The 14,687-nt window shown below is 62.4% G+C and carries 9 protein-coding genes; 3 read left to right on the top strand and 6 right to left on the bottom strand.

What is annotated here, in order from left to right; genetic code table 11:
- Positions 1–554: 554 nt before the first annotated feature.
- From ACFMO7_RS04855 to ACFMO7_RS04845, 3 genes are all read left to right on the top strand, one after another.
- The gene (locus ACFMO7_RS04855; protein WP_376794386.1) at positions 555–860 is read left to right on the top strand and encodes a zinc-ribbon domain containing protein; all 306 of its coding nucleotides are present in this window, start codon (positions 555–557) and stop codon (positions 858–860) included.
- A gap of 482 nt (positions 861–1,342) precedes the next feature.
- Positions 1,343–3,973 (top strand): RelA/SpoT family protein, encoded by a 2,631-nt coding sequence (locus tag ACFMO7_RS04850; RefSeq protein WP_376794385.1) that lies wholly within the window; start codon positions 1,343–1,345, stop codon positions 3,971–3,973.
- Positions 3,974–4,561: 588 nt separating this feature from the next.
- Complete coding sequence (locus ACFMO7_RS04845) at positions 4,562–7,156, top strand: RelA/SpoT family protein (protein ID WP_376794384.1); 2,595 nt, start codon at positions 4,562–4,564, stop codon at positions 7,154–7,156.
- A gap of 157 nt (positions 7,157–7,313) precedes the next feature.
- Here ACFMO7_RS04845 and ACFMO7_RS04840 read toward each other — a convergent pair whose 3' ends face one another.
- The 6 genes from ACFMO7_RS04840 to ACFMO7_RS04815 form a co-directional block, all read right to left on the bottom strand.
- A complete protein-coding gene (locus ACFMO7_RS04840; protein ID WP_376794383.1) occupies positions 7,314–8,792 on the bottom strand; it encodes a hybrid sensor histidine kinase/response regulator transcription factor in 1,479 nt (492 codons plus the stop codon).
- Positions 8,793–9,273: 481 nt separating this feature from the next.
- Positions 9,274–10,065, bottom strand: coding sequence for a pseudouridine synthase (locus ACFMO7_RS04835; protein WP_376794382.1), 792 nt, complete (start codon positions 10,063–10,065; stop codon positions 9,274–9,276).
- The gene (locus ACFMO7_RS04830) at positions 10,062–11,306 is read right to left on the bottom strand and encodes a DUF2851 family protein (protein ID WP_376794381.1); all 1,245 of its coding nucleotides are present in this window, start codon (positions 11,304–11,306) and stop codon (positions 10,062–10,064) included. The genes ACFMO7_RS04835 and ACFMO7_RS04830 overlap by 4 nt, the downstream gene beginning before the upstream one ends.
- Before the next feature lie 69 nt (positions 11,307–11,375).
- Positions 11,376–13,298, bottom strand: coding sequence for a hypothetical protein (locus tag ACFMO7_RS04825; RefSeq protein WP_376794380.1), 1,923 nt, complete (start codon positions 13,296–13,298; stop codon positions 11,376–11,378).
- 629 nt (positions 13,299–13,927) lie between these two features.
- Positions 13,928–14,422 carry a DUF3054 domain-containing protein gene (locus ACFMO7_RS04820; RefSeq protein WP_376794379.1) on the bottom strand — a complete coding sequence of 165 codons (495 nt, stop codon included), beginning with the start codon at positions 14,420–14,422 and terminating at the stop codon, positions 13,928–13,930.
- A 109-nt stretch (positions 14,423–14,531) separates the two neighbouring features.
- Positions 14,532–14,678 carry a CcmD family protein gene (locus ACFMO7_RS04815; protein WP_376794378.1) on the bottom strand — a complete coding sequence of 49 codons (147 nt, stop codon included), beginning with the start codon at positions 14,676–14,678 and terminating at the stop codon, positions 14,532–14,534.
- Positions 14,679–14,687 lie beyond the last annotated feature (9 nt).

Below are 14,687 nucleotides of genomic sequence, written 5' to 3'. Positions count from 1 at the left end.
CGTTCACTGGCCACTCCCTTCCTGACAGCAAGCGTGCCTGGTGAGAGGAGGACGGCCCAGCCCAGTCGGGCGCGCCGCGCCGCTGTCAAGCCAGGCAGGGGGGCAAGGCCCCCTGTCGGAATAAAGCGGCTCAAAGTCGGCTCGGCCAGCCTGCAAACCGCCCGTCTGCCTGCCTGCCGGACGCGACTCCTCTGCTGAAGAGCAGTATAGCGAATCGCCGAGGTTTATGCAACGCCCTTCTGCTAGCCGGAGAGGGCCTGGCTGGCCGACTGAATCCTTTTGACAAAGAGAGAAACATAGTGAAACCAATGTAAGGCGGTCCACTTCACATGAAAAGCGCGTAAAAATATCAAAACGTTGACTGGTTGGGACGAGAATCACTTGAAAAACAGCAAAAGTTGGTGTATGCTTTCAAGCGGTAATCCGAGACTGGTCTTGCGCACAGTGCCATCAGGAATGGGTCCCATGCTGCTCAGGGCGACGAACAGACTGGTGACAGAGGCCAGGAATGGACCTGAAGAGGATACCGACCATACCACTAAGGAGGTCCTTGGTTGAGCTTCGTCGACAAGACTCTCAAGTGCCGTGACTGCGGAAACGAATTCGTCTTCACTGCGGGGGAACAGGAGTTTTTCCAGCAGAAGGGCCTGCTGAACCAGCCTGCGCGTTGCCCGTCCTGTCGGGCCTTGCGGCGCCAGGCAGCGGGAGGAGGCAGCCGGAGCGAGCGCGCGCCGCGCGAGATGCACACGGTGATCTGCGCCGAGTGTGGGCAGGAGGCGCGCGTGCCTTTCCTTCCCCGCAACGACCGGCCTGTCTACTGCAGTAGCTGCTATGATAAAGCGCGCGTGGCGCGACGCTAGCCTGCCTCATTCCCTGAAGGAACGAATGGATCAGCCGCTACGCTGACCGAACGGGCCAGGCCGCTCTGATCGGCGCCTGCGTTCGGGCTGTGAGATGGCTGGCTACCAGGACCGCAGGAGAGCGGGGTAGCAAGCGAACGAGCGAGCAAACAAACAACCAAACAAGCACAGCGTCACCCCCGTTTGGCCTCCCTCCACTGCGCGGCTCTGCTTGTGGCTCGCGCTCCTGTGAGGGAAGGTGATCCTGAGACGTAGGAATCATTGTAGTCGTAGCAATTTATCTGCTTCGCGGACAAGACCAAGGTCTGCTCTTGGCCTTGTCTCTTTCTTTTCTTTGTTGGCGCTCGCCGTCTACTGCTTGACAGTAATGCCTCGCACCTTATAATTACAAGGTAATACACAGACAGGTGTCTAACATTTCTCAACGGCCAGCTAAATTTGTTGAACAGTATACGCACAGGCAGAGGATCGGGTACCCAGATATGGACTCACGTGAACAACATGGCAGCCGGCATGAGGCGGGTACCCTGATGGGGCCAGAGGGAACTGATGGCCGACCCGTGGCCTCGGTGGTTTCCCCCAATATGAGCGTGGACACCGATGCGCTGATCACTGCAGCCCCGGATGCCGCCAGTCAGGATCAGGATCGGCACGAGCGGCGACAGCGAACCTGGACGGTGATCTATCCCTACCAGCCTTCGGATGGGCATCTGGAGGGCGATGCCTTTGAGCAGTTGCTGACGGAAACCCGCGCTTATCTCTCGCCGCAGGATGTCGAGAAGATCGAGCGGGCCTACGAGCTGGCGAATCGGGCTCACATGGGGGTCCGGCGCCGCTCAGGCGAGCCGTATATTCTGCATCCGCTGGCGGTGGCGCTGATCCTCACCCAGATGCGGATCGACGCCGATGGCATTGTGGCCGCCTTGCTGCACGATGTGGTCGAGGATAGCGACTACACGCTGGAGGAGGTCCGGGCCCAGTTCGGTCCGGCGGTAGCGACCATCGTTGATGGCGTGACTAAGTTTGAGGCTCTGGCCGGCAAGCCCGCGAACGGGAACGGCTCCAGTTCTGGGGCCGGACTGCCTGGCTCCGCTTCCCATCCTGAACACAGCGAGGAGGCCGCTCGCGACCTCAAGAGCCGTCTTCGCTCCGAGACGGTGCGCAAGATGCTCCTGGCGATGGCCGAGGATCCGCGTGTGGTGGTTATCAAGCTGGCCGACCGCCTGCATAATATGCGTACCTTAAACGCTATGCCGCCGGCCAAGCAGCAGATCATCGCTCGCGAGACGAGTGAGATCTACGCTCCGCTGGCACGACGGTTAGGTATGGGTCTGGTGCAGGCCGAGCTGGAAGATCTGGCCTTTTATTATCTGGAGCCGGAACGCTATCAGCGCCTGGCGCGCGAGGTCGAGGAGGAGCGGCGCAAACGTCAGCCCTATGTCGATGCGGTCTGCGCTGCCATTGAGGAGGAGATGCGCCGCGCCGAGATCCAGGCCGAGGTGCTGGCCTGGCAGAAGCATCTGGCCAGCATTAACCGCAAGTTGCTGCAGAGCGGCGGCGAGGTCAGCCAGTTGCATGACCTGGTCTCGTTCCGTATCCTTGTCGGTAGCGACCACGATTGCTATCTGGCCCTCGGCCATATCCATGCTCTCTGGCGCCCAAAGGATGGGCGTATCAAGGACTACATCGCTACTCCCAAGGTCAACGGCTATCAGTCCCTCCATACGACGGTCTTCTGCCTCGATAATCGCCTCGCCGAGATTCAGATCCGCACCCATGAGATGCAGCGTACGGCGGACTACGGGATCGCCAGCTATTGGTATCTGCGCGAGCGCGGCGGCTCCCGCCTCTCGTATCGGGAGATGGTCGCCTGGATCGAGCAGCTCCGCGAGTGGCAGCGCGAGTTGCCACAGAGCGCCGATGACTTCATCGAGGCCGTCAAAGGCGATATCTTTCAAGAGCAGATTTTTGTTTTTACCCCCAAGGGAGAGATTAAAGATCTGCCCCGCGGATCAACTCCGGTTGATATGGCCTATCGCATCCATACCGACATTGGCGACCACTGCGCCGGAGCCCGTATCATTACCAGCCTGGGCGATAGCGAGCGCCTGGTAACGCGCCTGGTCCCGCTGGACTACGAGCTGAAAAGCGGCGAAATTGTCGACATTGTGACTAATCAGGCGATTCATCCAACACGCGACTGGCTCTCCTTCGTGCGTACGGCCAATGCTCGCACTAAGATTAAGCGCTACCTGAAGAACCACGAGCGCGAGATCAACCTCCAGCTTGGGCGCGAGCGGCTGGATTTGGCGCTCAAGGCTGCGGGCGCGGCGGGACTTGAGGCTCTGAGAGACGAGGAGTTGCTGCCGCTGGTCAGCGCGCGCAAGTATCCGTCGGTGGAGGCCCTCTACGTGGCCCTTGGGCGGGGTGACTTGCCTGTGGAGGATCTGGTCGGGGAGCTTCTGCCGCTCTTGCGCGAGCGTGGAGCGCTGCGGCAGGAGGGAGCAACCGCCGGGCTGCCCGACTCCGAGTCCTTGTCCGTGGCTGCTGCTCCTGCTCTCAACGGACATCGCTCGTCGCCGTACCCGACGCAGGCCAACGAGCGCCATCCGACTTCCGGCCTGGCCACGCGCCTCGCCCATTGCTGTTGTCCCCTGCCGGGGGACGCAATTGCTGGCTTTCTCAGTCCAAACAAGGGATTGATTGTTCATCGTCAGGATTGCCGTACACTGCAGCGATTCCGCGAGCGCGTCAAAGGCCGTATCTTCGATCTGGACTGGTCGCAGGTCAAAACGCAGTCCTATCTGGCCCCCATCACTATTGTGGCCCGCGATCGGGCTGGCTTGCTGCGCGATGTGGCGGCGGTCGTCAGCGATGCCGGCATCAACATGACGGCGGTCTCCTCAACGACGAACCCGGCTCTCCAGAAGGCCGTGATCACGGCAACGATGGAGATCCAGTCGGTAGATCAGATTGAGCGCATTTTCAAACGCCTGCTGCAGGTCAAGAGCGTCGTCAGTGTGCGACGCAACCTGGGCTATCGAGCCGGCCAGGGTAGCAGGGGGAGCAGCCGTGCGACTGATGAGAGCACCCTCTCAGAGCCGCTGAGCTGAGCTGCTGCGCTGGAGTCGGGTTAGTCAAGGACGGAGCTGGTGGCCGTTGGCGCGGGCCAGAACTCTCGTCTTCCCCCTGGATGGCGCGCTTGCCTTGGCCGTGCGCTGGCGACCCCCTCCTTTCGGGCGTGGGCAGCACCCTTTTTTCAGGTGGCAGCGCCGCGCCGGGCAGCCTGGGCCTGGCCTGGCGCTGAGCAGCGTGTGGTGATCCTTTCTGCAGCGGCTGGCCTGGTAGGACTGTCAGTCGCCCGCCCTTTCCTCGCCGGTGGTACTCTTTACCCTGGGGTTGGGCTGAGGGCCGTGTGGACTTTGTGGGCTACGTTAGTCCAGCTCTGAGCGCCCTGCTGGCCGCTTCCTCGCTGTCTGCCGCTGCCTGGGGCAGCTAGACAAGGCTATCTGCAAGGTCTATAATCTGAAAGGATGTACTGCTAGAACCTGTGAAACGCTAGGCCCGGGATGCTGCCAGGCGAGAATGAAGGAGCACATCGGTGAAAAAGCAAGGTGGCGGGGCCGCTGACGATTCTTGCAAAGTTACCCTGGAAGAGCGATAAGTGAATCCGCACTGGGCTGTATCCTGCAATTTTCTTCATGAAATATAGAAATGTGCACATGGTCGAGATGACGATCGAGCATGAGTCAGACCGACAATTGGGCGAGCGCTCATCTGTGTCTGCCTCGGGAGCGCTGGGGGAAGTGGAGGCCGGCGGAGGTCTGACCACTGCCGTTGGAGAGAAACCCCCCGACGAGCGTGCGGCAGAAGCCTTGCTGGCTCGTGTTCAGGAATATATGTCCCCCTCCGAGATTGAACTGGTGCAGCATGCTTTGAATCTGGCTCAGGAGCGCTGTCGTGGGGTCAGGGGAAAGCGCGCCCTTCCTCCTCTGGAACATGCCCTGGGCGTGGCTTTGATTCTGGCCGAGATGCGTATCGATGCCATTGGCGTCGCCGCCGGTTTGGTCTTTGAAGCGGTGGATGCCGAGCTGCTCTCTCTGGAGCGCCTGAGCGAGGAGCTGGGGCGCCCGGTGGAGCGCGTGGTCAGTAGCATGCTGCGCCTCAACATTCTGGAGCGCAAAAAGCAGGTTGGTGCCCAACTGTTGCCCGCCACGGGCCGCGTTGAGGTCGAGAGTAGCCGCGAGAGCCGCAAGCGACGCAACCGCGACGCGCTACAGCATCAGCAGGCCGAGACGGTGCGCAAGATGTTCCTGGCCATGTCCGATGATCCGCGCGTCGTCCTGCTGAAGCTGGCTTACCGCCTGCATGCGATGCGTATGCTGCGCGATCCGGCTTTCCAGTACGATCCCCAGGAGCGGCTGACGATGGCGCGGGAGACGCGGGAGATTTATGCCCCGCTGGCGGGCCGCCTGGGAATGTCGCGCGTGGAGTGCGAGCTGGAGGACCTGGCTTTCGAGATCCTGCAGCCCGTGCAATATGCCTGGGTCCGCGACCAGATGGAGGCCGAGAAGAAGCAGTGGGGCGCCTATGTGCAGAAGGTCTGTGAGATTTTGCGCCGCGAGATGGCGGCTATTGGCCTCAAGCATGTGGAGGTCTCTGGCCGCATTAAGCACCTCTTTAGCTTCTACAAGAAGATTCTGCGCTCCGCTGGCCTGCCGACTCAGCCCAGCCTGCTCGGCACCGAGAGCCTGGAAGACCTGAAACGCGGCCTGGACCTGAATCAGATCCACGATGTGATCGCCTTCCGCATTCTGGTGGAGACGACCCAGGACTGCTATCTGGCCCTTGGCCATGTCCATAGTCTCTGGAAGCCCAAGGAGGGCCGTATTAAGGACTATATTGCCAATCCTAAGCCCAACGGCTATCAGGCCCTCCATACGACGGTCTTCTGCCTCGACGAGCAGTTGGTGGAGATTCAGATCCGCACCTTTGAGATGCACCAGCTCGCCGAGTATGGGGTGGCCATGCACTGGCACTATAAGGATGCGGGAGATCGCGCTTCGCCTTCGGCCAAAGAGCTGCTGACCTGGTTGCGCCAGTTGGCCGAGTGGCAGCGCGAGCTGCGAGCTACCCAGAGTGGTATGCCTGAGTTGCCCGAGACCTCGCGCAGCGATCCGTTCTCCGAGCAGATCTTTGTCTTCACCCCCAAGGGCGAGGTCAAGGATCTGCCCGCTGGCTCGACGCCGATCGATTTCGCTTATCGCATTCATAGCGAGATCGGCAATCATTGCGCCGGCGCCCGCATCATTACCGAGATCGACGATGGCGAGGGGGGGCGGCTGGTGGCGCGCATGGTTCCCCTGGACTATGAGCTGAAGAATGGTGAGATTGTCGATATTACGACGAGTCGTACGGCTCATCCCAGCCGCGACTGGCTCAATTTCGCGCGCACGGCAGCGGCTCGCAGCCACATTCGCCGCTATCTGAAGGCCCACGAGCGCGATATCAATATCCAGATCGGACGTGAGCGCCTCGATCGGGAGCTGAAGGCCCTTGGCCTGCGGGGCCTGGAGGTGCTGACGGAGGAGCTGCAGGATCGCCTGGTGGAAGAGTATAATGCTCAGCGCGAGCAACGGGAGCCTCGTCTCGCCTCCTTTGAGGATCTGCTGGCGGCCATCGGCAGCGATAAGATCCGTCAGCACTGGGTGGCTGTGCGCCTGGGCGAGTATCTGCAGGTCCGCGAGCGCGATGGGCGTGAGCGCGAGAATGGCACTCACCAGGAGGGGGAGCCGCTGCTCTCCGCCAGCGGCACTAAAGAGGCGCCAGCGGTCAATCTCTATGTCGACGGGGTCACCGGCTTGCTGACCCGCCTGGCCAATTGCTGCTGCCCTCTGCCCGGCGATGAGATCGTGGGCTTTATCAGCCGCGGTCGCGGCGTGATTGTCCATCGGGCCGATTGCCCCAACATTGCTCGCTATCGCGAGCATAACAGCGAACGCTTGATTGCGGTGAGCTGGGCTGGCGTGGAGCAGTCCCGCTATCTGGCGCCCATCCTGGTGACGGCGCGGGATCGTCCAGGCTTGATGCGCGATATTGCCAGTGCGGTCGCCGAGCTGGGCATCAATATGGCCGCTTTGTCTACCCGTACTAATGGTGCGCGCGAGCTGGCGGTGATCAATGCAACCCTGGAGATCGAAAGCCTCGAGCAGCTCCAGCGTATCATCGCTCGCCTGGAGCGGGTCAAAGATGTGCTCCAGGTCGGCAGAGATTTGAAGCGTAACCGCCGACGCTAGCCCTCCAGTCTCTCTGCTTTTTCTTTGTCCTGGCTGCTTTGCCGCCGATTTGCTGGTGAGTCACGGCTGTTTCTCTCCTCAGGACCGTCTTTCGGGCTGTTTTCTGCTGCCCGGAGTCTGCTCGGATCTGGGTGGGTGGGATGGGGATAGAGGCGCTTCACTCTAGCCAGCGGCGGCGGAGAGCGCTGGCGACGGCCTGAGTTCGATTGTGGGCTTTGAGCTTGTGCAAGATGGTTTGAATATGCCTTCTGACAGCCTCGGCGCTCAATGCGAGCTGCTGAGCGATCGCACGGTCGCTGGCTCCGTTGCTGAGTAGCTCCAGAATCTGGCGCTCGCGAGCGGTGAGAGGGGAGACGGCGACTCTCAGGGGGAAACGTGCCTCAATGTGCGTGCCCTGTTGGGGGGCGCTCTGGATGGTCAGGCTGCCGCCGGCTCGCTGGACGCGCTCGCGCATGAAGTAGAGTCCAAGCTGGCGCGCCAGACTGCTCTCGCGGCGGTCTGGCGCGAAACCCTTCCCGTTATCTTCGATGCTCACCAGCAGTGTCTTCTCCCGGCGTAGGGTGCTGATGCTAATTTTGACGCGGCTGGCCTGAGCATGCTTGCGCACGTTATTGAGTGCCTCCTGCACTACGTGGAAGACCGTCGCCTCAAGGGCGCGGGGCATGGTCAGGGGCTGCTCTATGCTTTCTTCCAGGGCGATGGTGGGCACCGCTCTTTGAAAGTCAGCCAGTAGCGAGCGCAGCGCCAGCTCGATGCTGATCTCTCCGAGTGGGGCAGGTGCCAGGGTGGCAATGGTTTCGCGGAGACGCTCCAGGCTCTGGCGCAGTTGCTGCTGGGCTTCCGCCAGGGCGCGCCGGGCCTCCTCTGGCTGGCTTTCCTGCAGCGAGTCTGCTATCTCTAGTTGATGCAGGAGATGTGCTAGTTCCTGGGCCAGACCGTCGTGAAGAGTGAAGGCGATGCGCGCCCGCTCTTCTTCGATCGCCGTTCCTGGCGGCAGGGACCTGGCTGCTAGGGGAGCCACTGCCGCTGCTGCGCTCCGGCGTTTCTGGGGCCGGCCTTCGTTTGCCTGCTCATCGGCACTGGCTCCTGTGAAGGAGAAGGAGGAGGGAAGGTAGCTCGCGAGCAGCAGGAGGCAGGACTGGAAGAGGTCGTTCTTGAGCAGGGACGCCGGGGTGTCGTGCTGGGCTGCTGGCTGGCCGGCCGGCTCGGAGGTGAAGCAGAGGACCAGAAGGGCCTTGGGGGACCGGCCAGCCAGGCCCAGGGGACAGAGGAGCAGGCGCTCGGCGGCGCTGCTCCAGTAGCGCTCGATGGGTAAGGCCCGCGGTTCGCCCTGGATGGAGGGGATGAAGCGGGCCGCAGGCTCTCGGAGAGTGCTGCCAAAGAGGCCGTGCAAGGGGATCAGATCGACGGCGCTCTCTCCCCGCCGCTGCTCGCTCTGAGGGAGCGGACACGGCGGCAGACGGCCACTGCTCTCAAGCAGGCGCAATTGCCCAGCCTCTTCTGCGATGAGGAAAAGCAGGCCACGTCGGGCCGCGCTGCCCCTGCGCAGCAGGTTGAGGAGCAGGCGTCGCCCGTCCGGCTCGGGCAGGTCTTGGAGACGCCGGATTGTTTGTAAAAGCCTCTCCGCTGTGAACATAGAAGGTCTCTCTCCCGGTCCAGTGCTGTGACGCCTCATAAGAGCGCGCCGGCTGCGAGCTGAGGCCGGCCTGCTGGCTGCCCTGGCATGCTCTACTCTTGCTCCTCTTACCATACCCAGGAGATACAAGCCATGTCTTCCTATGTTAAGAGGAAGTCTCTGCCGCCACTGGCGGGTAGGTTCTTGCTGGTAAGGAGCCAGGAGGGAGAACCCGACGGCTGCCGTGAGAAGACCGGCACTGGCCGACCAGGGAGCGGTCTGGTGACACAGGCACCTTCGGTCTGGACTGCGAGAGTCGACTAGAGCTTCTTTTAAGAACAAGAGATGAGATAGGGTGGCAGTCACGCTGCTGCCTGGATGGAAGCTTAGTCTCAAAAGCCCAAGTGCCGTTTAGGGAGTCGGAAGGACTGCAATCTGGGAGAGCGATGCAGCTCTGGAAGATTCTTGGCCTTTGTGGGTCAGTGCCGCCTATGCGGGAGGGCTATCCCTTCCTCCATTCTGCCGATCTGGAGCGCGCTGGCGCAGCCTGGGCCTGGAGGGCAGCAATTTCGGCCCTGGTCAGCGGGCGCCAGCTTCCGGGCGCCAGGTCGCCCAGCGTCAGAGGACCAATGGCCACCCGTTGCAGCTCGATGACTGGATGGCCAACACTGGCAAGCATACGTCGAATCTGGCGTTTCCGCCCCTCGTGCAGGCGTAGCTCCAGCCACGTGCCGGCTGCCGTTCGCTGTAGTGGTCGCACCCCGATGGGCGCAGTGCGGTAGGGACGCCCATCGTCTTCTTCGATCACTACTCCCTGGCGAAGTCGCTCCAGCGTGCTGCTAGAGGGATAGCCTCGCACGAGTGCCCGGTAGCGTTTCTCAGGAGAGAAACGGGGATGCATCATGTGCAGCGCGAACTCGCCATCGTTGGTGAGAAGCAGCAGCCCTGTGGTGTCCAGGTCGAGCCGCCCGACAGGATAGAGGCGCAGGCGGCGCAGCTCCTCGGGCAGCAGATCCAGCACCGTGGGCCGCCCCTGGGGATCGCTCACTGTGCTGACATAGCCCGCTGGCTTGTGTAACATAAGGTAGAGGTGACGCCTCGACGCTTGAATGCGCTGGCCATCGACGGTGACCGTGTCGCGTGCGGGATCAATGCGCGTTGCTGGCGTGGTCACCGTCTGCCCATTGACCTGCACTCGCCCGCTGAAGATGAGCGTTTCGGCATGGCGACGTGAAGCGACGCCGGCATGGGCCAGAAAACGAGCGAGACGCTCTTTGCCTGCTGAAGTGCTCATAGCAGCTGCTTCCCTGCCATGCAAAGGCCGCAGCGTTTGGCGCGGCAGCTTTCTTGATAGATATGGTGAAGGCCCTGCTGCTGACAGGCGAGCCGTGGCTCGCCTGGGAGCTGGAGCTGCCGGGACATGGCGCGCGTGATTTGGTTGGATGGCAGGGCCGGATAATGCTGGTAGAGCTGCTGAGCCTGGTCGGCGAGTGCCCTGTTCCCCTCGATCAGAGCGACAGCGTAGGCAAAAGGTAAGACCACATTGCAGATCAGGATGTCGCAGCGGGAGCGGCTCACAGGAGCCAGTGCGGCCCGTAACCCGGCGATCGCCCTCCCGGGTAGCTCGAGGCCCAGAGCCGGCAGGAGGGTCGCCCAGGCGCCCGTCACCGACCAGCGGGCGACCAGCAAGCCCAGCGCCCGAAGGCGCGTGGCCTCCAGTCGGGGCGGCCTCCAGGCTCGTCCCTCTGGCTCGGGCAGGGCCGTGGCCAGGCCGAGCAGGCGCCGACCACAGGCGCGGAAAAAGCGGCGGTCGCGCCCGTATCCCAGGCCCTCGGCCAGGGCTGTAATCAGGCAGACGTCGTACGCAGAGAAGGAGGCATGGGCCTCTGTCTGCCGCAGGGCTGTCACAAAGCGCTCGGCCTTCTCTTGGAAGCGCAGGGTACCGGCCAGGGTGAGCAGGTGGGCGCGCTCGGCGGGTGCCATCTGAGGCCAGAGACGCTGACAGGGCCACCGCGCTGGTGAGCCGTCGGCAGCCGGAGGAAAGAGCTGAAGATCGGCAGGCGTGATCACCGCATCGTAGAGTGAGCAGAGCGGGATGAGACTGCCGTCTTGACGCCGCAACGGCCTGGCCTGGTCGCAGATCAGCACAACGTGCAGCACCACGTTGTTATAGCGTGCGTCGTTGTAATGGCCATGGGCCTGCCAGTCGCTGGCTCGCACGTGCAGCTCAACATCGCCCACCACTTCCTGCCCTCCGTCGTAGAAGACAGCATCCCGGACATCCGGCCCGCAGCGTCCACCAGGGCGCCCCGGAAAGAGCAAGAGCAGCGACCCCCCCGTGCTCAGAGGGAGCGACGTACCTGGTGGGAGTGCCCACCAGCGGCGCGCCACCTCATCCTCGCTCAGACCGGAACCGCTGCTCCCCTTCGCGCTCTGATCGCCGGTGAGCGCGCCCGAAGCGTTTGCGCTCCTCTTGCATTCCCGAAATCTACCTCTTGACTGGCTCTCTTCTTCTGCCGTGAATCTCTTCCTCATCTCTTTCCCCTCTCGCCATCTTATGCTCACTTGTAGCGGCAAACCAGATAGCATCAGCCAGCCGCCCTCTCAGTTTGCCTGTGCCTCCTCCCTCTTGATCGGTGGGTGGTCTGCTGCCTCGGTGGGCACTACCGTTCCCTCCTCTGGCTCTGCTTCGGTCTCTGCGCTCGCTTCTGGCTCTGCCACTTCCGATGGTCTGACCCCTTCTCCCAGTGTGCCGTCTGCTTGTGATGTGCTCAACGTTCTTGTTGCCGTCTCTTCTTGGTCTTCTCTTTTGCTTTCTCCCTCTGTTGGCTCCTGTGAAGCTGCCAGGGCCGACGGCGACTCTGGAGGGGAATGGACGGTCTTGCTGGTGGCCCGCCCCTCTGCGCTTGCCTGATCATTAGCCTCCTGAGGGGCGGGCACTGCCTCCTCTGAGAACTCGGTCGCTGCAGCCGTCCTGCTGAGGTTCGAGGTTTCCTCTGCCTCCGCTCTTGATGCTGTCGGCTCTCTCCTCTCCTCCTCTGGAGCGGAAGACGCTGGGGCAGGATCGGGTTGCTCTTCGTCTGAGGGGGAGCGCGCCGCTCTTTGTTCTCCCTCCGGGCTGGAAGCAGTCGTCACCGGCTCCAGGTCCACATAAGCAGAGGCCGCTGCCGCTGGAGAGAGCGCTTCCTCTGGAGGTGTGGGGGAGGGAGCTGGCTCGCTGGAAGAACTGACTGACTCTGTCTGGCTCTCGGCTGGCTGGACCAACTGGCTCTCGGCAGTGCTCTGGGCGGGGAGCGATGTATCGGCTGTTGGGGCAATCGCCCCAGCCCAGCGCTCGACTGCGCGCGCCGTCGTCTGAGCGATCTCGGCGGCATGGCTAGCCTGAGCTACCGCCTGCTCGACCTCGGCCAGCTCCTGGACCAGGTGGCGGCCCGACGGCAGGAGTTCAAGGCGGGCTGCCGCTTGAGCGGCGCGCTCGATCGCCAGTCTGGCAGCCTCCTCTGCCGCCTCCGCCGCTGCTCGGGCCTCGCGCACCAGTTCCGCAGGTGAGGCTGGTAGCAACGAGGAGGCAAGTGCGGCGGGGTTCATCCCCAGAAAATCGGCCTCCTCAGCGCTGGAATCCTCGGACTCGGGGAGGTCGGGAGGCTCGTCAAAGCCGTAGAGAGCTGCCTGACGCGGACGCTCTGCTGTGGTCATTGCCTGCTGACGTGCCTCCCTTGCTGCTGGGGCCTGCTGCCCGCTCTGCTCTGTTTCGGCTGGCGAGACGGACGAACGCTCAGCGCTGGTCTGTAGCTCTGGCTCGTCCCCCTTTGGGGCAGGTCCGCTCTCGTCGATTGCCAGTTGACTCACCCACTCCGGTTCACGCCCCTCCCCAGGCTCTGCCGTCTGATCGAAGGCTGGCCAGCCGGGCGTCTCTGGCGCAGGGGCAGCCGAAGCCTGTTCGCTGGAAGAAACTTCCGCTGTCTCTGCTTTCTCTAGCAGCGAAAAAGAAGCGTGTTCAGGCTGCTTCCAGCCTGCCCGGAGCTGCTCCTCGCGACGCCCCTCCTCGAGGAGCAAGTGAGCCAAAGCCTGCAGCTCGCTGAGCGCTGGGTTACCCCTGACAGCATCGCTGGCCTCTGGCAAACCCGCTGCCTCTCTTGGCGAAGGCGAAGAACCAGGGGAAAGGTCTTCCCGGGACGCCGTCTCTTCCTGCACAGCCTGCGCCGTGGGGAACTCAAGCCTCTGGGAGCTGGAGACAGACGCGGTTTCCTCTTGGGCGACAGGCGCCGGCGTCCGCTCAGCCAGCCCCTCCAGCGTCTGAAGCTGCTGGCGTACCAATGAGAGCCGTTCTTCGAGACGTTGTAAGCGCGCGGTTCTCTTCTCCAGGCGGGCCTGGGCCCGATTCAGACGCTCGACCGCCTTCGCCCGAGCGGTTTGAGCCTTCTGCAGGCGTTGAAGCAGGCGACGCTCGCGCTTGCGCAGCTTCTTCGTGAGATCGACCAGAGCCTCTTGCGACTCTGCCTCGTGATCAGATGGCACCTGGGTCATGGCGCTCTCCTCTCCTCTCCTCTTGTGTCTTCTCTGAGACTGGTGACTGCCGCTGGATGCCAACAGGCAAACGAGCAAAACGCCCCTATGCCCTCAGCCGTATCTAGCGGCCATGGAGCCGCTTAGAAGAGTCCGCCGCGATCTCTGGGGTCAAATCGACCAGCTCTCTACCCACCGGACCACGCGATCGATCGATCAATCAATCAGTCAACGAACCTGTCTCCCACGCTGCCATCTGCTCACCCAGGACCTCGGCTTGCCGTGCTTGCGGCGCGACTACGGCGGCTGATAGCGGTGAGGAGGCGGTCGCTGGCCGGACGCCCGTCCGGCCACAGCCTGAGTCGGGCCAGGGTCAGCTTGCAGTTATGGATGAGCGAACGAATAAGTGAGTGGATACCCCACCCTCCTCCCTTTCGGAGAGGATAGCCTATCGACTCCCAGATTGCAATAGATGCCTCCCGAAGGGTCCTGAGCGGGTAACTGTGGGCCTGCGGAGGACCCCAACAAGGCACCTTTGCTGCGCTCCCTCTGGACTGGGGAGCGGATCGGAGGGGAACAAGCGCCTGCTGCTGGAATGGCAGACCAACAGGAGTCTCCAGGATCTGGTCAGCTCTGCCCCTGATGAGGAACTAGTGGAGGCCGCGAAGCCGCCCGCTTCGATACCAGGCGAAGGGCCAGCGCCAGACCATCAGGAGCACCAGAACAGTGAAGAAAACCACCAGCGAGAATGTCAGGAAAGCATCGAGGGAGACCGGATGCTCACGCTCAACGAAGAGCCAGCGCAGACCCATTGCCACCGGCCAGGAGACGATCCAGGCGCGCAAGGTGTAGAAGGTCATGAGGCGTGTGCTCGTCTCTAACTTGCGCCGGTAGACTCCCAGCCAGGGTGCAACCAGAAACCACCCCAGCATGAAAGGCAGCGCCACCGACACGATCTGAGAGAGGAGCGCCCCCCAGTTCAGCTCATGATGGCTTGTCAGGCCGACAAAGGCAAACAGTAGAAAGACCAGCACGTCCCCGATCACCAGGTTGATTACATAGCCGGGCGTTGTCCTGAGAGAAGTGGGGGACGATGCCGACGACTGCTGACCAGGCTCTTCCAGATTTCGCTCCGTTGCTGCCATTACTCCATTACTCCTAAACAGTTTGTCTCGTAGGTAGATCATATCACAAGGCCGAGGAAAGCGAGGGGCCAATATCGCTCCGCTCTGGCCGCGCAGGTCTGCGCGGCAGCTATTCCCGGCCTGCCTCATGTTCGCGTACCAGCTCTTCGATCGCTGCCAGCTCCGTGCGCACGGCGCGAATGCGCAGCGCGACAAAGGCCAGGTAGGCGAACAGTCCAGCCCAAACCAGGGCATAGGCGATGACCATATATACCATAGATTGAAA

The sequence above is a fragment of the Thermogemmatispora sp. genome (assembly GCF_042408735.1).
Taxonomy (GTDB): Bacteria; Chloroflexota; Ktedonobacteria; order Ktedonobacterales; family Ktedonobacteraceae; genus Thermogemmatispora.
This window is presented reverse-complemented; position numbering and strand designations above follow the sequence as displayed.